Source organism: Nocardioides sp. NPDC006273, from assembly GCF_040613495.1.
GTDB lineage: Bacteria > Actinomycetota > Actinomycetes > Propionibacteriales > Nocardioidaceae > Nocardioides.
The window spans coordinates 44,563-64,706 of sequence record NZ_JBEXSD010000032.1 but is presented as its reverse complement, the minus strand read 5'-3'; the positions used below and the strand labels follow the sequence as shown (position 1 = coordinate 64,706).

18 protein-coding genes and 3 tRNA genes are annotated in these 20,144 nt (G+C 69.6%); 9 read left to right on the top strand and 12 right to left on the bottom strand.

Annotation, left to right across the window (positions count from 1 at the left end; genetic code table 11):
- Nucleotides 1-114: 114 nt before the first annotated feature.
- A complete protein-coding gene (gene leuD, locus ABZZ22_RS15425) occupies nucleotides 115-720 on the bottom strand; it encodes a 3-isopropylmalate dehydratase small subunit (RefSeq protein ID WP_354932801.1) in 606 nt (201 codons plus the stop codon).
- A gap of 16 nt (nucleotides 721-736) precedes the next feature.
- On the bottom strand, nucleotides 737-2,149 hold the full coding sequence (gene leuC / locus ABZZ22_RS15420; RefSeq protein ID WP_354932799.1) for a 3-isopropylmalate dehydratase large subunit: 1,413 nt from the start codon (nucleotides 2,147-2,149) through the stop codon (nucleotides 737-739).
- Between the two features lie 142 nt (nucleotides 2,150-2,291).
- Between leuC and ABZZ22_RS15415 the strand changes: the two genes are divergently transcribed.
- Nucleotides 2,292-3,014, top strand: a complete 723-nt coding sequence (locus tag ABZZ22_RS15415) for an IclR family transcriptional regulator (protein WP_008358359.1) — start codon at nucleotides 2,292-2,294, stop codon at nucleotides 3,012-3,014.
- Between the two features lie 98 nt (nucleotides 3,015-3,112).
- Here ABZZ22_RS15415 and ABZZ22_RS15410 read toward each other — a convergent pair whose 3' ends face one another.
- The 3 genes from ABZZ22_RS15410 to ABZZ22_RS15400 are packed head-to-tail and all read right to left on the bottom strand — an operon-like array spanning nucleotide 3,113 to nucleotide 5,492.
- A complete protein-coding gene (locus ABZZ22_RS15410; protein WP_354932796.1) occupies nucleotides 3,113-3,535 on the bottom strand; it encodes a hypothetical protein in 423 nt (140 codons plus the stop codon).
- On the bottom strand, nucleotides 3,535-4,017 hold the full coding sequence (locus ABZZ22_RS15405) for a methylated-DNA--[protein]-cysteine S-methyltransferase (RefSeq protein WP_354932794.1): 483 nt from the start codon (nucleotides 4,015-4,017) through the stop codon (nucleotides 3,535-3,537). Before ABZZ22_RS15405 ends, ABZZ22_RS15410 begins: the two co-directional genes overlap by 1 nt.
- The gene (locus ABZZ22_RS15400; RefSeq protein WP_354932792.1) at nucleotides 4,017-5,492 is read right to left on the bottom strand and encodes an Ada metal-binding domain-containing protein; all 1,476 of its coding nucleotides are present in this window, start codon (nucleotides 5,490-5,492) and stop codon (nucleotides 4,017-4,019) included. Before ABZZ22_RS15400 ends, ABZZ22_RS15405 begins: the two co-directional genes overlap by 1 nt.
- A 183-nt stretch (nucleotides 5,493-5,675) precedes the next feature.
- Here ABZZ22_RS15400 and ABZZ22_RS15395 point away from each other — a divergent pair, with 183 nt between their 5' ends.
- From ABZZ22_RS15395 to ABZZ22_RS15365, 7 genes are all read left to right on the top strand, one after another.
- Nucleotides 5,676-6,860 (top strand): LCP family protein, encoded by a 1,185-nt coding sequence (locus tag ABZZ22_RS15395; protein ID WP_354932790.1) that lies wholly within the window; start codon nucleotides 5,676-5,678, stop codon nucleotides 6,858-6,860.
- A 23-nt stretch (nucleotides 6,861-6,883) separates the two neighbouring features.
- The gene (hutH, locus tag ABZZ22_RS15390) at nucleotides 6,884-8,425 is read left to right on the top strand and encodes a histidine ammonia-lyase (RefSeq protein WP_354932788.1); all 1,542 of its coding nucleotides are present in this window, start codon (nucleotides 6,884-6,886) and stop codon (nucleotides 8,423-8,425) included.
- 22 nt (nucleotides 8,426-8,447) lie between these two features.
- Entirely contained in the window at nucleotides 8,448-10,103 is a 1,656-nt protein-coding gene (gene hutU, locus ABZZ22_RS15385; RefSeq protein WP_354932786.1) for a urocanate hydratase, read from the top strand.
- Nucleotides 10,104-10,223: 120 nt separating this feature from the next.
- Nucleotides 10,224-11,465 (top strand): allantoate amidohydrolase, encoded by a 1,242-nt coding sequence (locus ABZZ22_RS15380; RefSeq protein ID WP_354932784.1) that lies wholly within the window; start codon nucleotides 10,224-10,226, stop codon nucleotides 11,463-11,465.
- Nucleotides 11,462-12,787, top strand: a complete 1,326-nt coding sequence (locus ABZZ22_RS15375; RefSeq protein WP_354932782.1) for a formimidoylglutamate deiminase — start codon at nucleotides 11,462-11,464, stop codon at nucleotides 12,785-12,787. Before ABZZ22_RS15380 ends, ABZZ22_RS15375 begins: the two co-directional genes overlap by 4 nt.
- Nucleotides 12,784-13,938, top strand: a complete 1,155-nt coding sequence (hutI, locus tag ABZZ22_RS15370) for an imidazolonepropionase (RefSeq protein WP_354932780.1) — start codon at nucleotides 12,784-12,786, stop codon at nucleotides 13,936-13,938. Before ABZZ22_RS15375 ends, hutI begins: the two co-directional genes overlap by 4 nt.
- Complete coding sequence (locus ABZZ22_RS15365) at nucleotides 13,935-14,462, top strand: arsinothricin resistance N-acetyltransferase ArsN1 family B (protein ID WP_354932778.1); 528 nt, start codon at nucleotides 13,935-13,937, stop codon at nucleotides 14,460-14,462. The genes hutI and ABZZ22_RS15365 overlap by 4 nt, the downstream gene beginning before the upstream one ends.
- A gap of 21 nt (nucleotides 14,463-14,483) precedes the next feature.
- Here the strand turns inward: ABZZ22_RS15365 and ABZZ22_RS15360 are convergent.
- From ABZZ22_RS15360 to ABZZ22_RS15335, 6 genes are all read right to left on the bottom strand, one after another.
- Nucleotides 14,484-14,556: transfer RNA gene (locus ABZZ22_RS15360), tRNA-Glu, on the bottom strand.
- 167 nt (nucleotides 14,557-14,723) lie between these two features.
- Nucleotides 14,724-14,796 (bottom strand) — tRNA-Glu (locus ABZZ22_RS15355).
- Nucleotides 14,797-14,887: 91 nt separating this feature from the next.
- A tRNA-Gln gene (locus tag ABZZ22_RS15350) sits at nucleotides 14,888-14,959 on the bottom strand.
- Between the two features lie 135 nt (nucleotides 14,960-15,094).
- Nucleotides 15,095-16,033, bottom strand: coding sequence for a CPBP family intramembrane glutamic endopeptidase (locus tag ABZZ22_RS15345; RefSeq protein WP_354932776.1), 939 nt, complete (start codon nucleotides 16,031-16,033; stop codon nucleotides 15,095-15,097).
- A gap of 11 nt (nucleotides 16,034-16,044) precedes the next feature.
- A complete protein-coding gene (gene gltX, locus ABZZ22_RS15340) occupies nucleotides 16,045-17,571 on the bottom strand; it encodes a glutamate--tRNA ligase (protein ID WP_354932774.1) in 1,527 nt (508 codons plus the stop codon).
- Nucleotides 17,572-17,582: 11 nt separating this feature from the next.
- Nucleotides 17,583-18,395, bottom strand: coding sequence for a fumarylacetoacetate hydrolase family protein (locus ABZZ22_RS15335; RefSeq protein WP_354932772.1), 813 nt, complete (start codon nucleotides 18,393-18,395; stop codon nucleotides 17,583-17,585).
- 96 nt (nucleotides 18,396-18,491) lie between these two features.
- Here ABZZ22_RS15335 and ABZZ22_RS15330 point away from each other — a divergent pair, with 96 nt between their 5' ends.
- A complete protein-coding gene (locus ABZZ22_RS15330) occupies nucleotides 18,492-19,352 on the top strand; it encodes a 3-methyladenine DNA glycosylase (protein WP_354932770.1) in 861 nt (286 codons plus the stop codon).
- Here the strand turns inward: ABZZ22_RS15330 and ABZZ22_RS15325 are convergent.
- Entirely contained in the window at nucleotides 19,339-20,025 is a 687-nt protein-coding gene (locus tag ABZZ22_RS15325; RefSeq protein WP_354932768.1) for a TetR/AcrR family transcriptional regulator, read from the bottom strand. The two genes, ABZZ22_RS15330 and ABZZ22_RS15325, sit on opposite strands and share 14 nt — an antisense overlap.
- Nucleotides 20,026-20,144: the final 119 nt, after the last annotated feature.

Genomic DNA, 20,144 nt, shown 5'->3' with positions numbered 1-20,144 from the left:
GTCAACAAGTTCCCTCACCACACCTTCGAGTGGGAGGGCATCGACGGCTCCCGCATCCTGAGCCACTTCTACCGATTCGGGCCGCCAGAACTACCGTCTCGGCGCGGAAGGCTCTCAGGCGTGCAGGGTCACCGGCTTGAAGGAGGGCCGGGTGGCCTCGTACGTGGAGATGTCGTCGTCGTGAGAGAGCGTGATGCCGATGTCGTCGAGGCCCTCGAGGAGGCGCCAGCGGGTGTAGTCGTCGATGTCGAAGGAGTCCTCGATGGCGTCGGGACCCTCGCCGGCGCGAACGGTGCGCGACTCGAGGTCGACGGTGATCTGGGCGCCGGGGTTGTCGTCGAGGTGGTCCCACAGCTTCTGGACGACCTTCTCGTCGACCTTCGCCGCGAGCAGGCCGGCCTTGCCGGAGTTGCCGCGGAAGATGTCGCCGAAGCGGCTCGAGATGACGACCCGGAAGCCATAGTCCATGAGCGCCCAGACGGCGTGCTCGCGCGAGGAGCCGGTGCCGAAGTCGGGGCCGGCGACGAGGACGGAGGCCCCGGCGTACGCCTCGTTGTTGAGGACGAAGGACGGGTCGTTGCGCCAGGCGGCGAAGAGGCCGTCCTCGAAGCCGGTGCGGGTCACGCGCTTGAGGTAGACCGCGGGGATGATCTGGTCGGTGTCGACGTTGCTACGACGCAGCGGCACGCCGAGGCCGGTGTGGGTGGTGAACTTGTCCATGTCAGGCGCTCCGTGTTCAGGCTCGGGCGAGAGTCAGGTCGGCGGGCGAGGAGAGGGTGCCGCGTACGGCGGTGGCGGCAGCCACCTCCGGCGAGACCAGGTGGGTGCGACCGCCCTTGCCCTGGCGACCCTCGAAGTTGCGGTTGGAGGTGGAGGCCGAGCGCTCGCCGGGGGCCAGGATGTCGGGGTTCATGCCCAGGCACATCGAGCAGCCCGCGCCGCGCCACTCGGCGCCGGCGTCGAGGAAGATCTTGTGAAGGCCCTCCTCCTCTGCCTGGAGGCGCACCCTGGCCGAGCCGGGCACGACCAGGAAGCGGGTGCCCTCGGCGACGTGGTGTCCCTGGATGATGTCGGCGGCCGTACGCAGGTCCTCCATGCGCCCGTTGGTGCAGGAGCCGAGGAAGACGGTGTCGATGCGCACCTCGCGCATCGGGGTGCCGGCCTCGAGACCCATGTAGGTCAGGGCCTTCTCCGCAGCGATCTTCTCGTCGGCGTCCTCGAAGTCGTCGGGGTTCGGGACGGCGGCGCCCAGCGGGACGCCCTGGCCCGGGTTGGTGCCCCAGGTGACGAACGGGGTGACCTCGGCGGCGTCGAGCACGATCTCCTTGTCGAAGACGGCGTCCTCGTCGGTGACCAGCGACTTCCAGTGCGCGACGGCCTGGTCCCACTCGGCGCCCTTCGGTGCCTCGGGCTTGTCCTTGATGTAGGCGAAGGTGGTCTCGTCCGGGGCGATCAGGCCGGCCTTGGCGCCCCACTCGATCGACATGTTGCAGATCGTCATCCGGGCCTCCATGGACAGCTCACGGATGGCTTCGCCGCGATACTCCACGATGTAGCCCTGGCCGCCGCCGGTGCCGGTCTTGGCGATCAGGGTGAGGATCAGGTCCTTGGCGCTCACGCCGTCGGGCAGAGCGCCGTCGACGGTGACAGCCATCGTCTTCGGCTTGTCCTGCATCAGCGTCTGGGTCGCCAGCACGTGCTCGACCTCGGAGGTGCCGATACCGAACGCGATCGCGCCGAACGCACCGTGCGTGGAGGTGTGCGAGTCACCGCAGACGATGGTCATGCCCGGCTGGGTCAGACCCAGCTGCGGGCCGACCACGTGGACGATCCCCTGCTCGGCGTCGCCGAGGGGATGGAGACGTACGCCGAACTCCTCCGCGTTCTTGCGAAGCGTCTCGACCTGCGTGCGGCTGACCGGGTCGGCGATCGGCTTGTCCCAGTCGACGGTCGGGACGTTGTGGTCCTCGGTGGCGATGGTGAGATCGGGGCGGCGTACCCTGCGGTTGGAGAGCCGCAGCCCCTCGAACGCCTGGGGGCTGGTCACCTCGTGGATGAGGTGAAGGTCGATGTAGAGGAGATCAGGCTCTCCGGCGCTCGACCGGACGACATGCTCGTCCCACACCTTCTCCGACAAGGTCCTGCCCATGACACGTTCTCCATCTGGCATCTTGGTCTGTAGTGGCCGGCGGCGGGTCGAGCGTTGAATCGCGAAGTCAGATCCGCCACTTCCAGTCTGCTGCTCCGAGCGTAACGTTGCATCTCAGGTTCTGAGAAGTTAGTCTTGCGATATGGACAGTTCCAGTGGTGTAGGCGTTCTCGACAAGGCCGCTCTTGTGCTCACAGCGCTCGAGTCCGGCCCGGCGACCCTGGCGGGTCTGGTGGCAGGGACCGGGCTCGCCCGCCCGACCGCACACCGCCTCGCGGTCGCACTCGAGCACCACCGTCTGGTCGCCCGCGACATGCAGGGCCGCTTCGTCCTCGGCCCCCGCCTGGCGGAGCTGTCCGCCGCCGCAGGCGAGGACCGGCTGCTGGCCACCGCCGGCCCCGTGCTGGCGCGTCTGCGCGACATCACCGGTGAGTCCGCGCAGCTGTGGCGACGCCAGGGCGACTTCCGCGTCTGCGTCGCCGCCGCCGAACGCCCCTCCGGTCTGCGCGACACCATCCCCGTGGGCTCGCAGCTGACCATGCGTGCCGGGTCGGCCGCTCAGATACTGATCGCCTGGGAGGACCCCGAGCGCCTCCACCGCGGCCTGCAGAACGCCGCCTTCTCTGCGGCCGCCCTCTCCGGCATCCGTCGCCGCGGCTGGGCGCAGTCGATCGGCGAGCGCGAGGCCGGCGTCGCGTCGGTGTCGGCCCCTGTCCGCTCCCCCGGCGGCAAGGTCATCGCCGCCGTCTCCGTCTCCGGCCCGCTCGAGCGCCTCACCCGGCAGCCCGGCAAGATGCACGCTCCCGCTGTCCTCGCCGCCGCCGACCGGCTCTCGGAGTCGCTGCGGCGCGCGGCTGCGGAGTAGGGCGCCGGATGCTCACCGAGGTAACTCGGTGAGCACGCGCTTCCTTCGCGGAGTTCCACGAAGGAAGCATCACCTGACCGAGGTAACTCGGTGAGCACTCAGGCGCAGAGCTCCCGAACCGCCTCGCGCACAGCGCTGAAGTCCTCTGCCCGCGCCTGGCCCTCGGCAGAGCCGACGATCGCGGTGACGTGGTAGTCGTCGAAGAGCCGAGGCTCGGCGTCATCGAGGTCGCCGGTGACCAGCACGACGACGCCGGCGGCGGTGCTCTCGGCGAACCGCACCGACCAGGTCGGCTGCTGGAGTCCGCCGACGCGTTCGATGACGTCCTTCGCCTCCTCGCTCGACACGTCCTGGACGCATCGCACCCGGCCGTTGACACGCAGCTCGCGCTCCCCCTCGCCGAGTCTCTCATCGGTCGAGGGCTCAGCGGGCTGCGCGGCCGGCGTGCTCCCGCACCCGGCGAAGGCAGTGGCCAGCACGGCAGCAGCCAGCGGCGTACGCCACGATTGCGGGCTCGGCATCAGAAGAGCACACCGCTCTCCAGGCCGAGCAGCGCCGTCTTGCGCTCCAAGCCACCGGCATAGCCGGTCAGGGTGCCGTTCGCGCCGATGACACGGTGGCACGGAATGACGATGGGGATGGGGTTCCTGCCGTTGGCGAGCCCGACGGCGCGGGCGCCGTGGCCGGTCATGGCCAGGCGACCGGCGATCTCACCATAGGAGCAGGTCGTGCCGTACTCGATCTTCTGCAGCTGCTCCCAGACCCGCTCCTGGAACGGCGTGCCAGCAGGTGCCAGCGGCAGATCGAAGAAGGTCCGGTCGCCGGCGAAGTACTCGGCGAGCTGCCGGGCGCATTCGATGAGCACCGGATCCGAGTCGACCCGCTCCCGTCGCAGACCCCGACCCTTGGCGTAGAGAGCCGGCATGAAGTCGATCGCGGTGATCGCGCCGTCCTGGGCGACCAGCCGCAGCTCGCCGACGGGCGAGTCGATGAGAGTCCACATCAGAGTTCCTCCAGAGCAGTCAGTGAAGTCCATAGGTAGAGCAGGGCGTACGAGCGCCACGGCCGCCACGCGGCGACGTCGGCCGCGGGCGCTCCGAGCACTTCCAGCGCTCGTCTGATGCCGACATCGGTCGGCAGGAAGACATCGGGATGGCCGAGCGCGCGCAGGGCGACATAGTCGGCGGTCCAGGGTCCGACGCCGGGCATGCCGAGCAGCTGGTCGTGCACGACATCGCGGTCGGTGCCGCGGTCCAGCTGGAGCTCGCCGGAGGCGAGAGCCGCGGCCAGGCCGGTGACCGCACGCCCGCGCGAGCGCGGCATGGGCAGACTGGCCGGGTCGGCGGCAGCCAGCGCGTCCGCGGCCGGGAAGAGATGGGTGAGGCCATCGATGTCGGTCGCGATCGGGCGGCCGTGGTCGGCGACGATCCCCGCCAGCACGGTGCGCGCACCGGCGACCGAGACCTGCTGCCCCACGATCGTACGCAGCGCCAGCTCGCCTCCGTCGACGGTCCCGGGCACTCGCAGCCCCGGCAGCGCCCGGGCCAGCGGGCCGATCACCGCGTCTTCGGCGAAGACGTCGGCGACCGCGCGCGGGTCGCAGTCGGCGTCGAGCAACCGGCGGGCCCGCTCGACGGCCGCGGTGGTGTCGCGCAGATCGGTGAGCTTGAAGGTCGCGTGAACGAAGCCGGTCTCGCCCTCGGGGATGTCGGTGAGCTCGAGGCTCAGCGTCCCCGGTCCGTTGGGCAGATCGAGCGTCCGGGCGAACCACAGCCGTCCGTTCTCGACCCCCGCGGCCTCCACACCCGGCACCAGGTGGTCGCGCAGGAAGGCGTGCAGAGCACGGCCCGCGAACGGAGTGCGGACGGCGAGCCGCAGCGCGATCGTCCCGTCGGCTCGACGCCTCGAGCCACGTCGCCCGCGGAGCTCGGTCGGCGAGGCCGCATAGACCTCGCGGACGGTGTCGTTGAACTGACGTACGCTCGAGAAGCCCGCCGCAAAGGCGATGTCCGCGAACCCCAGCTCGGTGGTCTCCACCAGCGTCCGGGCGGTCTGCGCGCGTCGCGCTCTCGCCAACGCCAGCGGGCCGGCCCCGAGCTCGGTGGTCAGCAGCCGGGTCAGATGGCGAGGCGAGTAGCCGACCCGACGAGCCAGCCCCTCGACACCTTCGCGATCGACGACGCCGTCGGCGATCAGCCGCATCGTGCGGCCGGCCAGAGTCGCGGCCACATCCCACTCCGGGCTGCCCGGGGTGGCGTCGGGACGGCAGCGCTTGCAGGCCCGGTAGCCGGCCGCCTGGGCCGCCGCCGCGGTCCGGTGGAACGAGACGTTGACCAACGCCGGGGTGCGGGCCGGGCACGAGGGCCGGCAGTAGATCCCGGTCGAGGAAACCGCGGTGTAGAAGACCCCGTCGAAGCGCCGATCACGCGATCGAACGGCGCGATAACACGATTCGAAGTCGAGCCCGTTCACGCTCATCGTCCCATCCATGTCCCCAATGTTGCCGTGTTCGGAACGGAATTACGCGCGGTTTTCGGACAGTACCTTCCTCATGGTTTCACATTGCAGTTTTCTGCCGTCAACTGATTGCAGCAACCTCTCGGCTCACTGGCGCGTACTACCTGTGTGAGGCTGCTCAGGCAGGCGGACCGAGGGAGGACGATGGGGACCGGCGCGAGTTCGGGCACGCGTACGGTCGTGCTCACCGTGGTGGTCACGATGCTGTTCCTGGCGGTCGCCACCGGGATCGGCACCTGGGCGTTCTACGACCGCCTCAACCGCAACCTCGGCTCGGGCGGCGACATCGACCATCTCGTCGACGGGCCCGTGGACACGGGCCCGAAGCGGCCCCTCAACATCTTGGTCCTCGGCATCGACGGGCGCGACTGCGACGGCTGCTCCATCGACGGCGAGAGTGGCGCCGGCGGTTCCGACAGCACGATCCTGCTCCACGTCGCCGCGGACCGTGAGTCGGCCTACGGCATCTCGATCCCTCGCGACGCGCTCGTCGAGCGGCCCGAGTGCACCGCTCCGGACGGCTCCACGATCCCCGAGGCCAGGGGCGTGATGTGGAACGAGGCCTACTCCCTGGGCGGCCCCAGCTGCACCGCGCGCCAGACCGAGCTGCTCACCGGCATCCCGATCGACCACTATCTCGCCCTCGACTTCGCCGGGTTCCGCGGGATGGTCGACGCCGTCGGCGGCGTCAGGATCTGCATCCCGGAGGCGATCGACGACGAGGAGCACAACATCTTCCTGCCCGCGGGGACACGCAACCTGCGCGGGAAGCAGGCCCTCGACTACGTCCGCAACCGCTCTTCCACCCCCAACGCCGACCTGGGCAGGATGCGACGCCAGCAATACTTCCTCACCGCCCTCGCCACCAAGGTCCTCTCCGCCGGCACCCTGGCCCGCCCGAGCCGGCTGGCCACGTTCGCCACCGAGCTCTCCAGGTCGATCACCACCGACATCGGCTCGGTCGCCGAGCTGGCCGACCTGGCCGGCGAGATGCGCGACCTCGACCCGGCCAGCATCGAGTTCGAGACCGTGCCCAACGAGGCCTACCCCGAAGGGGACCCCAACTGGGGCCGCCTCCGGATCCTCCCGAAGGCCGACGAGATCTGGCAGCGGATACTCGAGGACCGTCCGCTCCACGACGCGACGGCCGCTGCCGACCCCTCATCGCCGCCCACCGGCACACCCGGGAACCCCGCCTCCGGCACCTCGCCGGACGAGGTGGTCGACGAGTCACCGGCCGGATCAGCGACCGGATCACCGACCGCCTCCGGGACCCTCGAGGAACAGCAGAAGGACGCCGTCGACAACGGCCTGTGCTCGGCTCGCTGAGTGTGATGTGATCCACTCACCTCATGACCAACACCACGGTTTCCGTCGGGGTCGGTGCCCTCACCTTCGATCAGGTAGTCGCCGTCGCCCGCCACAACGCCCCTATCACTCTCACCGACGAGTCACTGTCCGCGATGGCCACGAGCCGAGCGCTGATCGAGGACCTCGCCCATGACTCCCGGCCCCACTACGGCATCTCCACCGGTTTCGGGGCCCTGGCCAACACCTCGATCCCACCCGAGCACCGCGCCCAGCTGCAGGCCTCGCTGGTCCGCTCGCACGCGGCCTCCTCGGGCGCCGAGATCGAGAAGGAGGTCGTACGCGGCCTCATGCTCCTGCGCCTCTCGACCCTCGCCACGGGCCGGACCGGCGTGCGCCCCGAGGTCGCCCAGACCTACGCGGCCCTGCTGAACGCCCAGATCACCCCGGTGATCGGCGAGTACGGCTCGCTCGGCTGCTCCGGCGACCTGGCCCCGCTGGCCCACTGCGCGCTCGCGGCGATGGGTGAGGGCGACGTACGCAACGCCGACGGCGACCTCGTCCCCGGCGCCGACGCACTGGCGGCTGCCGGGATCACCCCGGTGCAGCTGCGCGAGAAGGAGGGGCTGGCGCTGATCAACGGCACCGACGGGATGCTGGCGATGCTGATCCTGGCGCTCGCCGACCTCGACGAGCTGGTGGCCACCGCCGACATCGCCGGAGCGCTCAGCATCGAGGGCCTCCAGGGCACCGACAGCGTCTTCGCCGAGGACCTCCAGGCGCTCCGTCCGCACGCCGGACAGGCGACCTCGGCGGCCAACATCCGCGCCGTCCTCGCGGGCAGCGGCATCGTCGCCGACCACCGCGGAACCGGGTTCACCCGGGTGCAGGACGCCTACTCGCTGCGCTGCGCGCCCCAGGTCCACGGTGCCGTGCGGGACACCATGTCCCACGCCGCCCGGGTGGCCGAGACCGAGCTCGCCAGCGCGGTCGACAACCCGGTGGTCACCCTCGACGGCCGCGTCGAGTCCAACGGCAACTTCCACGGCGCACCGGTCGGCTACGTACTCGACTTCCTTGCGATCGCCACCGCCGACCTCGCCTCGATCTCCGAGCGCCGCACCGACCGGTTCCTCGACAAGTCCCGCAACCACGGGCTGCCGCCGTTCCTCGCCCACGACCCCGGTGTCGACTCGGGGCACATGATCGCGCAGTACACCCAGGCCGGGATCGTCTCCGACCTCAAGCGCCTCGCCGTCCCGGCGAGCGTCGACTCCATCCCCACCTCCGCCATGCAGGAGGACCACGTCTCGATGGGCTGGAACGCCGCCCGCAAGCTGCGTCGCGCGATCACCGGCGCTCAGCAGGTCGTCGCCATCGAGATCCTCACCGCCGCCCGCGCCCTCGACATGCGCGCCCCCGAGCGGCCAGGAGCCGTCGGCGTCGCTCTGGTCGCTGAGATCCGCAAGCAGGTCCCGGCCCCGGGCCCCGACCGGTTCCTGGCACCCGACATCAAGGCGGTCGTGGATCTCGTCGCCACCGGGAAGCTCCTGGCCACCGCCCGCTCTCTGACCAGCGTCCGCTGACCCGACTGGAAGGATGGACCACATGAGCGAACCACGCACTGTCCGCGCACCGCACGGCCCCGAGATCACCGCCAAGAACTGGCAGACCGAGGCCGCCAAGCGCATGCTGATGAACAACCTCGACCCGGACGTGGCCGAACGCCCCGACGACCTGGTCGTCTACGGCGGCACCGGCCGGGCCGCGCGCTCCTGGGAGGCCTACGACGCCATCGTCCGCACCCTCGACGAGCTCGAGGCCGACGAGACCCTGCTGGTGCAGTCCGGCAAGCCGGTCGGCGTCTTCCGCACCCACGAGTGGGCGCCGCGGGTCCTGATCGCCAACTCCAACCTCGTCGGCGACTGGGCGACTTGGCCCGAGTTCCGGCGGCTGGAGTCGCTCGGCCTGACCATGTACGGCCAGATGACCGCCGGATCGTGGATCTACATCGGCACCCAGGGCATCCTCCAGGGCACCTACGAGTGCTTCGCCGCGATCGCCCGCAAACGGTTCGGCGGCAGCCTGGCCGGCACCGTGACGCTCACTGGCGGCGCCGGTGGCATGGGCGGTGCCCAGCCGCTCGCGGTGACCCTCAACGAGGGAGTCGTCATCGTCGTCGACGTCGACGCGGCCCGCCTCCAGCGTCGCGTCGACCACGGCTACATGGACACCGTCGCCGCCTCCCTCGACGACGCGCTGGCCCAGGCCGAAGAGGCCAAGAAGGCTCGTACGCCGCGCTCCATCGGCCTCGTCGGCAACTGTGCCGCGGTCTTCCCGGAGATCCTGGCGCGCGAGGTCGAGATCGACATCGTCACCGACCAGACCTCCGCGCACGACCCGCTCTCCTACCTCCCGCTGGAGTACACCGTCGAGGAGTGGGCCGCTCGGGCCGCGGAGGACCCCGACGACTTCACCGAGAAGGCGCAGGCCTCGATGGCCAAGCACGTCGAGGCGATGGTCGGCTTCATGGCTCGTGATGCCGAGGTGTTCGACTACGGCAACTCGCTGCGCGAGGGTGCCCGGCTGGGTGGCTTCGCCGACGCGTTCGCGTTCCCGGGCTTCGTACCCGCCTACATCCGCCCGCTCTTCGAGGAGGGTCTCGGCCCGTTCCGCTGGGTGGCGCTCTCGGGCGACCCGGAGGACATCGCCAAGACCGACCGGGCGATCGTCGAGCTCTTCCCGGAGAACGAGGGCCTCAAGCGCTGGATCACCCAGGCGGGCGAGAAGGTGCACTTCGAGGGCCTGCCGGCGCGGATCTGCTGGCTGGGCTACCAGGAGCGCCACCTCGCCGGGCTGAAGTTCAACGAGATGGTGGCGAGCGGGGAGCTCTCGGCCCCGGTCGTCATCGGCCGCGACCACCTCGACTCCGGCTCGGTGGCCTCGCCCTACCGCGAGACCGAGCAGATGTTGGACGGATCCGACGCGATCGCCGACTGGCCGCTGCTCAACGCCCTGCTCAACACCGCCTCCGGCGCTAGCTGGGTGAGCATCCACCACGGCGGGGGTGTCGGCATCGGCCGCTCCATCCACGCCGGCCAGGTCTGTGTCGCCGACGGCACCCCGCTGGCCGCGGAGAAGATCGAGCGGGTCCTGACCAACGACCCCGGGACCGGCGTCATGCGCCACGTCGATGCCGGCTACGAGCACGCCCGCGACGTCGCGCGCGACCGCGGCCTCAACGTCCCGATGCTCGACTCCTGACCAACCCCCCGCCGAGTCGGCTCGTTCTGACCGAAAAACCCGCCGAGTCGGCTCGTCATGACGAGCCGACTCGTCAACGAACATCGTCAGAACGAGCCGACTCGGCAGAGACGTAGAGGAATGACTGTGAGTTTGGATGTCGTCGAGCTGCTCCGTGAGATCGCCGAGATCGGGCGCGATCCTGTACGCGGCGGCTACTCCCGGCATGTCTACGAACCTGCCGAGCTGGAACTGCGCGAGTGGTTCCGGCGTACTTCGACTTCTCTCGGCCTCGAGGTCGAGACCGACCGCAACGGCAACATCTGGGCCCACTGGGGTCCGCGGGGAGCCGGGACGATCGCGATCGGGTCCCACCTCGACTCGGTGCCGGGCGGCGGCGCCTACGACGGTCCGCTCGGCGTCGCCTCCTCCCTGGCCGCGGTCTCGGTGCTCATGGCCGAAGGCTTCGTACCTGCCCGGCCGGTGACCATCGCCGCGTTCGGTGAGGAGGAGGGATCCCGGTTCGGCATCGCCTGCCTGGGGTCGAAGCTGATGGCCGGGACGCTCCCGGGCCCCAAGGTCGCGGCGCTCGTCGACGAGGCCGGAGTGACGTACGCCGAGGCCTGCCGTGCCGACGACATCGACCCTGCCGGGCTCGGCCGTGACGAGGAGCGGCTGGCGAGCCTGGCGGCGTTCGTGGAGCTCCATGTGGAGCAGGGCATCGGGCTCGCCGACCTGGACGCCCCGGTCGCGGTGGCTTCCTCGATCCTGGCCCACGGCCGCTGGAAGCTGGTCTTCTCCGGCGAGGGCAACCACGCCGGCGCGACCCGGATGCGCGACCGTCGGGACCCGGTGGCCGCGATGGCCGCGGCCGTCCTGGCCGCTCAGCGCATCGCGTCGGCCCACGACGGGTCCGACGCCGCCCGGGCCACCATCGGCCGCCTCACCCCGATCCCCGGCGGCACCAACGTCATCGCGTCCCGGGTGGATGCCTGGCTCGACGTACGCGGCGACACCGACCCGCAGACCCGCGCCCTCCTCGAGGAGATCCTGCAGGCCGCCCACGCGGCCGCCGAGGAGCACGGCTGCACCCTGGAGGTGGTCGAGGAGTCCTACGTCTCCAGCGTCCACTTCGACGCCGACCTGCGCCGACGCCTCCTCGACGCGCTCAGCGGATCGCTCGGCGAGGTGCCGGTGCTTTCCACCGGAGCCGGCCACGATGCCGGCATCCTCGCCGCCGAGATCCCCACGGCGATGCTCTTCACCCGCAACCCCACCGGCGTCTCCCACTCCCCCTTCGAGGGCGCCACCGACGAAGACTGCCGCGCCGGGGCGAAGGCCCTGACCGACGTGGTCCGCACCCTGGCGAGCGACCCCCGATGACCGGCTCGACGCGATTCCATGCCGCCCGGGCGCTCGTCGACGGACAGGAGGTGCACGACCTCCTCATCGAGGTCGATACTGCGGGCGACATCGCCGACCTCGCCGTAGGCGCCTCGCCCGACCTCGCCGACCTGCGTCTCGACACCGTGCTCACGGGCGCCGGCAACGCGCACTCCCACGCCTTCCACCGGGCACTACGCGGCCGGACACACGATCAGGGAGGCGACTTCTGGCGCTGGCGTCAGCAGATGTACGCCGTGGCCGACCGCCTCACCCCCGACTCCTACGAGCGTCTGGCCGAGGCCGTCTTCGCAGAGATGCTGGTGACCGGCTGGACGTCGGTCGCGGAGTTCCACTACGTCCACCACCGTCCCGACGGGACACCGTACGAGGACCCCAACGCGTTCGGCAGCGCGCTCGCCAGGGCGGCCACCGGCGTCGGCATCCGGCTGACGCTGCTCGACACCCTCTACCTGACCAGCGCCCCCGGCGAGCCCTTGCTCCCGGAGCAGAGCCGCTTCGGGGACGGCACCGCCGCGACCTGGCTCGACCGCTGGCAGCGCCTCCACGACGCCCACGAGCCCGACGAAGCCACTGTCGTCGGGGCGGCCATCCACTCCGTGCGCGCCGTCTCCCCCGACGACATCGCGCTCGTCGCCGAACGGCTTCCCGCCGAGGCGCCGCTCCACGTCCACGTCTCCGAGCAGCCGGCTGAGAACGAGCAGTCGCTCGCAGCGTACGGACGCACACCCACCCGGGTGCTCGCCGACGCCGGCGCGCTCACGCCGCGCACCTGGCTCGTCCATGCCACCCATCTGACCGACGACGACATGGCGCTCATCGCGGACAGCGGAGCCGGAGTGGTGATGTGCCCGACCACCGAGGCCGACCTCGGCGACGGCATCGGCCCAGCCCGGGAGCTCGCCGACGCCGGGGTGCGGATCGCCCTCGGGTCCGACCAGAACGCCGTCATCGACCCCTGGCTCGAGGTGCGCGGGCTCGAGGCCGGCGAGCGCCTCCGCAGCTGCCGGCGCGGCCGCTTCTCCCCCACCGAGCTCGAGTCCGCCCGAACGAGCACCGGCTACGCCGCCGCCGGTCTTCTTGGCGGCCTCCGGGTCGGAGCCCGCGCCGACCTGGTGGAGATCCACCCCGATTCCGTACGCACCACCGGTGCCTGCCTCGACCAGCTCGCCCTGGTTGCGACCGCCACCGACGTCGCCAAGGTCCTGGTCGGCGGCCGGGTGGTGGCCGAGGACGGCCGCTTGACCGACGGCCGCGACCCGGCCACTTTGTTGACCGAAGCCCTGAAGGAGCTCCCATGAGCGTGCTGCTGACCGACATCGGCGAGCTGACCACTCACACCGACGAGCACGGCACCGTCCACGACGCGGCACTGGTGATCGAGCACGGCCGCATCGCCTGGATCGGCTCCGCGGCCAAGGCCCCCACGGCCGACGCGCGAGAGGACCTCGGCGGGCGCGCGGTGCTCCCGGGCTGGGTCGACTCTCACACCCACCTGGTCTCGATGGGCGACCGCGCCGAGGAGTTCATCGACCGGATGGCCGGCCGGCCCTACGAGGCCGGCGGGATCATGCGTACGGTCGAGGCCACGCGAGCAGCCACCGACGACGAGCTCCGGGCCCGGGCGGGCTGGCTGCGGGACGAGGCCTACCGCGGCGGCACCACGACGATCGAGGCCAAGACCGGGTACGGCCTCGATGTCGAGACCGAGGAGAGGCTGGCTCGGATCAGCGCCGAGCACGCAGGCGTGGTCACCTACCTGGGTGCTCACGTGGTCCCCGCGGGGACGGATCGCCGTGACTATCTCGACCTCGTGACCGGCCCGATGCTGACGGCCGTCGCGCCGCACGCCGACTACGTCGACGTCTTCTGTGAGCAGGGCGCCTTCGGCGTCGAGGAGTCTCGCGAGGTCCTCGAGGCCGGGCGCGCGGCCGGGCTCGGCCTGAAGGTCCACGGCAACCAGCTGGGCGAGTCCGGTGGGGTCCAGCTGGCCGTCGAGCTGGGCGCCACCAGCGTCGACCACTGCAACCACCTCGCTCCGGCCGACGTCGACGCGCTGGCCGGATCCACCACCGTCGCCACGCTCCTGCCCGCCTGCGACCTGTCGACCAGGCAGCCGTTCCCGCCCGCCCGGGCCCTTCTCGACGCCGGCGCCACGGTTGCGATCGCGTCCAACTGCAACCCGGGTTCGAGCTTCACCACCTCGATGGCGTTCTGCGTCGCGACCGCGGTCCTGCAGCAGCACCTCACCCTCGAGGAAGCGCTCTGGGCGGCCACCGTCGGCGGCGCGAAGGCCCTGGGCCGCGACGGGACCGACGACGCCGTCGGCCGCATCGCCGTCGGCGGCCGCGCCGACCTGCACGCCCTCGACGCACCCACGGCCAGGCACCTCGCCTACCGCCCCGGAACGCCCCTCACCCACAAGGTCTGGAAGGACGGACAGCCGCGATGAGCATCAGGCCAGCCACCACGGACGACGCCGCCGCCTGCGCCCGGATCTACGCCCCGTACGTCACCGACACCCTGGTCTCCTTCGAGACCGAGCCACCCACGGCCGAGGAGATGGCCCGCCGCATCGAGGCGTCCCTGGCCGAGCACGCTTGGCTCGTCCTGGAGACCGAGGGCGAGACCGGCCCGGAGGTGATCGGCTATGCGTACGCCACCCAGCACCGCACCCGCGCCGCCTACCGCTGGGCCTGTGACGTGTCGATCTACCTCGATCAGGAGCGCCGCGGCAAGGGCGCCGGCAAGGCCCTGTACGCAGCCCTCTTCCCGATCCTGAAGGAGCGCGGCTACCGCCGGGCCCTGGCCGGGATCGCCCTCCCCAACGACGCCAGCATCGGGATCCACCGGTCCTTCGGTTTCACCGATGTCGGGACGTACAAGAACATCGGCTGGAAGTTCGACGCCTGGCACGACGTCGCCTGGATGCAGCTCGAACTCGACCCGGAGAACCAGGAAGCCCCGAGTCAGTGACTCGGGGCTTCCGGTGCGTTGTACCCCCGACCGGATTTGAACCGGCGTTACCGCCGTGAGAGGGCGACGTCCTAGGCCGCTAGACGACGGGGGCTTGCACGTCCCGCGCCGACCTTTCGGCCCCGCGGGCAGGAGAAACATTACCGGATGCCCTGGCGATCCCCCACATCGGCACCACCCTGCCGATACCGACCGCATCGCCATGCGCAACGGAGATGAAGAAGGGCCCCGAGTCAGTGACTCGGGGCCCTTCGTGCGTTGTACCCCCGACCGGATTTGAACCGGCGTTACCGCCGTGAGAGGGCGACGTCCTAGGCCGCTAGACGACGGGGGCTTGCACTGCTTCCGCGGATTTTCATCCGTTTCAGCGGGAGAAACATTAGCGAATCGCTTCGTTCTCTCCCAAATCCTCAGCTGAGGATCCGCTGGGCTACTAGGACTCGAACCTAGAATAACTGGACCAGAACCAGTCGTGTTGCCAATTACACCATAGCCCATCGTTTTTGTTGACTTAACCTCGGAAGAGGCCGCCAACAAGTGCGACACGGCCCTCGGAATTGCTCCCTCGAACCGAGAGGAAACATTACCGGGGACGTCCCCGGGCTACGAAATCGGCACGCCCTAAAGGTCTTCTAAAGCCTCTTGGTCGTGGTCGATAGACCTGCCGATCGGGCAGCCCACACGGTCAGCGCCAGGAAGACGCCCGACTGGACCAGCGTGACCGGGATCCGCCACCACGATGCCTCGGAGGTGTTGAGCACCGTCGAGATGTCACCGAAGGCGACCGCCATCCCGAGGCTGACGAAGTTGTTGAGGACATGCATCGCGATGCCGGCCTCGATGCCTCCGGTGGCGATGACACAGATCCCGGCGACGATCCCGAAGGCGAACCGGTCCAGGAAGAGCGGCAGGTCCTGGGATCCGTGGGCGAAGGCGAACAGCAGCGCAGTGATCGTCACCGCGACGGTACGCGCGCCCAGCATCCCGCCGAAGAGCGACCCGAAGGTCTGGAAGATGTAGCCGCGGAAGAGGTATTCCTCCCCCGCCGCCTGCAGCGGGGTGAGGAGCACGATCACGAGCACGAAGTCGCGCATCGTGGTCGTCCAGGGATTGAGGGTGCCGGGCCCGAGGTCCTCCCCCGGGATCGGCAGCCGGGAGGCGATGATGACGGTGACTACCATCGTGATCGCCGCGATCCCGAGACACTGCAGCAGCCACCGCCACCGGATCCGTCGTTCGACCGACGCCAGCCATCCCGGCCGCAGCCCGTGCAGCGCCCAGCACAACAGCATGGCCGCCGGAATGGCCCCGGCCAGCGACAGCAGCAGGAACGCCAGCGACTCCGGCGTGACGTTCTCCACGTCGGCGACCCGGAGCATCCCGTCGGAGACGTCGTCGCCGGCGAGCACGAAGAAGACCTCGAACCCGGCCAGCACCACCGCCGGCGAGACGAAGAAGACGCACAGTCCGATCAGGATGAGTCCGACCAGCGGCCGCCCCCAGCCGCTGCGCCCACTGCGCTGCACCTGGTAGTACGCCAGTCCCGAGGGCGGTTCCACGACCGTACTCATCCTGTCCGAACCTACTTCCCGAGAACCGCCTTGAGGCGCCCAAGCGTACGCTCCCGGCCGAGCAGCTCCATGGATTCGAACAGCGGCGGGCTGATCCGTTTCCCGGTCACCGCGACCCGCACCGGGCCGTACGCCTTGCGCGGCTTGAGCTCGAGTCCGTCGATCAGGGCCGCGGTCAGCGCGTCCTGGATCTCGGCCGTCGACCAGGTGGAGAGACCGTTCAGGGCGTCGTACGAAGCCTGGACCACCTCCAGGCCCGCCTCGTCGAGCAGCTTGGCGGCGTCCTCCTCGTCGAGAGCGAAGCCGGCCTCGGGGACGAAGAGGAACCGCAGCATGCCGGAGGCCTCGCCGAGCTTGTTGATCCGCTCGGCGACCAGCGGCATCGCCTGCTCCAGCATCTGCGCGTCGGGGTCCGAGACCGGGTCCGAGACCACGCCGTCGGCCTTGAGGTAGGGAATCACCCGGTGGGTGATCTCCTCGACGGGCAGCAGCCGCATGTGGGAGGCGTTGATCGCCTCGGCCTTCTTGACGTCGAAGCGGGCCGGGTTCTTGACCACGTCGTGGATCTCGAAGGCCTCGACCATCTCCTCCATGGTGAAGATGTCGCGGTCGGCGGCGATCGCCCAGCCGAGCAGCGCCACGTAGTTGAGCAGCCCCTCGGGCAGGAACCCCTCCTCGCGATACTTCAGCGCGTGGGCCTCCGGGTCGCGCTTGGAGAGCTTCTTGTTGCCCTGGCCCATGACGTAGGGAAGGTGGCCGAACTCCGGTGCACGCTCGGCCAGCCCGACCTCGATGAAGGCGTCGAAGAGCGCGATCTGGCGCGGGGTCGAGGAGAGCAGATCCTCGCCACGGAAGACGTGCGTGATGTTCATCGTGGCGTCGTCGACCGGCGCGGTGAGCGTGTAGAGCGGGTCGCCGTTGGCGCGCGCGAGCGCGTAGTCGGGGACGTGTTTGGTCTCGAAGGTCACGTCGCCGCGGACGAGGTCGTTGAAGGTGATCGAGCCGTCGGGCATGCGGAAACGCGGCACCGAGGTGCGACCCTCCGCCTCGTACGCCTTGATCTGGTCCTCGCTCAGGTCGCGGCAGTGGTTGTCGTAGCCCTGGGCCGGGGCCTCGCCCTTGATCCCCTCGGCCTTCGCGGCCTTGTAGGCGGCCAGACGCTCCTCGTAGCGGGCGGTGGTCTCCTCGCCGGTGCAGTAGCACTCGTAGACATGGGAGGAGGCGCGCAGCCGCGCGAGCGCGTCGGCGTAGATCTCCGAGCGCTCCGACTGGCGGTAGGGGCCGTAGGGGCCGCCGACCTCGACGCCCTCGTCCCAGTCGAGCTTGAGCCAGCGCATCAGGTCGATGAGCCCGTCGTAGGACTCCTCGGTGTTGCGCGCCTTGTCGGTGTCCTCGATGCGGAAGACGAAGGTGCCGCCGTGGTGGCGCGCGAAGGCCCAGTTGAACAGGGCGGTGCGGACCAGGCCGACGTGGGGCGACCCGGTCGGCGAGGGCGCCATCCGGACCCGATAGTCCTTCGGCTCGAGTGTGTTGTTCAACCCGCTGTCAGTCAACGCTGTGCCACCTTGTTCGTCAGAGCTCCGAGCCCCTCGACGAAGATCTCGATCTCGTCGCCGGGCTCCATGGGACCGACACCCTCGGGGGTGCCGGTGAGGATCACATCGCCCGGCAGCAGCGTCATGACACTGCTGATGTGGGCGATCAGCTTCGGGATGCCGTGGACGAGGTCCTTCGTGGACCCGTCCTGGACGACGTCACCGTTGAGGAATGTCTGGATGCGTACGCCGGCGGCCAGCTGCTCGAGCTCGACGTCGGTCTCGATCCAGGGGCCGAGCGGGCAGAAGGTGTCGTAGCCCTTCGCCTGGGAGAAGTGGTTCAGCCGGCGCTGGGTGTCGCGCGCGGTCACGTCGTTGGCGACCGTCATCCCGTGGATGACGTCCTTCACCTTCTCCTCGGGGACGTCGCGGCAGATCCGGCCGATCACGATCGCGAGCTCGCCCTCGAAGTGCAGGTCCTCGACGCCGCTCGGCCGCTGGATCGCGTCGTTCGGCCCGCACACCGAGGTGTTGGGCTTGATGAAGAAGAGCGGTTCGGCCGGCACCTCGTTGCCCAGCTCCGCGGCGTGCTTGGCGTAGTTGCGGGCGACCGCGACCACCTTGCTGCGTGGGATGACCGGCGCGAGCAGCTTGACGTCGTCGAACTTGTGGACCTGGTCGGTGAGGTTGACCCCGGAGAACAGCGGGTCGCCCTGGAGGGCGACCACTCCTCCGTCCTCGCTGAGCTGGCCGTAGCCGTCGAGTTCCCCGTGGACGACGCCGAACTGGGGCTCGCCACCCTTGGTAGTGAATCTGGCGATACGCACACCCTGAGCCTATCCGCAGAACTCCGCGCACCGATGGTCGAGCCTGCCCCTCCCACCGGTGGTCGAGATTGTCGAGACCCCAATTACGCTGAACGTGTGCAGCTGTCTCGTGAGGAGTGGACCACTAAGGCGGAGGCGCACCGCGCGCGCCTGGCGCCCTACGTCGAGCCCCACCTCGCCCGCCGCGGCGCCCGGGTCAAGCACCCGGTCAACGACTTCCTCTTCACCTACTATTCCTACCGTCCCGCCCAGCTCCTGCGCTGGCACCCGGGCTTCGGGGTGGCCCTGGAGGACGCGGCGGAGTACGAGGCGTTGCGCGGCTACGCCGACGGCACCGTCACCGCGAAGTTCCTCGCCGACAAACGCCTGCTCATCGAGACGCTGCTGAAGCTGCTGCGGGCGACCGCCTCTCGCGAGGCCAACTTCGGCTGCTTCGGCCTCCACGAGTGGGCCATGGTCTACCAGCTGACCCCAGAACAGGTACGCCACACCGACTGGCCGCTGCGCCTGGGTGCCACCGGCACCGACCGCGTGGTGGAGTCCCACCGGATCGCGTGCAGCCACTTCGACGCGTACCGCTTCTTCACTCCCCCGGCGGCGCCGCTCAACACCCTCTCGCCGCGATCCGACGACCGGGCCGCCTTCGAGCAGCCGGGCTGCCTCCACGGCAACATGGACCTCTACGGACGAGTTGCGTGCAGGTTGTCGCCTCTCATCTGCTCAGACCTTGTGGCCGATGCGTTTGAGTTGGCGTGGGACATACGGTGGCTCGACATGCGAGCCGCGCCGTATGACTTGAGTGACCTTGACGAGGGATGGACCCCCGTCAAGATCGAAACGGCGGAAGGGAAGCGCGAGTATGCAGAGGCTCAGAAAGCCTTCGCCGAACGCGCGCACCCCATCCGCCTACAACTTATCTCCGAGTGCGAGCGGCTGCTGACCCTCACAGTCCGTTGAGGATCTGATCAGCCTGTCGCGCCGCTGTGTCGATTTGGTCCTGACTGGCTCCGCACATCCGCAGCCCAGAGGCAGCGATAGCGGCCTGAGCGGCTCCGCCGAGCATGTCTCCCGACCTGCGCATCAAGATCACGGTCTCCGCATGATTGATAAACCACTCCCCCGTCGTTCCTGGCACGACTACGCGAGCGTGCACGACCTGACGGCCCAGCCGCTCGTATGCGTCTCCTAGCCCTCGACGGATCTTGTCGTACGGCTCATACGCGGGTGATCTGGTCACCTCTGGCAGGCGGGCCAGAAACCCCGTGTTGTGAGGGAGCGACGCCAGCGTGCGGACATCCAGCAGCAGTAGGACGTACAGCGCGGTCTCAGGCGCCTCTGGCGGGCACATGCCTTCGATCTGCGCCGCCTTGTCCACAGTAGGTCGTACCGATTGTTCTAGAAGCTCTCCGAGGATCTCGTCCTTGCCGGAAGGGAAGTGGTAGTAGAGCGACGCCTGACGGATGCCAACGTTGTCGGCAATCTCCCGCGTCGACGTGGCGGCAAACCCACGCTGCACGAACAGCCATGCGCACACATCGAGGATCTGTTCACGGGGAGAGAGGCTGCTCTCCTGCCCGGGGGTGTGCCGTGGTCGTCCAGGGCGAGGGCGTCGGTCGTCTGCGGAACTCATGGTTCTCCGTCGCAGGTGGTTGGCGAGATTGGGTCCCAGGGCACCGCCGCAAGTTTTAGGAAACCCTTCGGTGCCCCGGGTCCTGCCAGTCTCATCCGACTCGCGGGGACGCCAACACC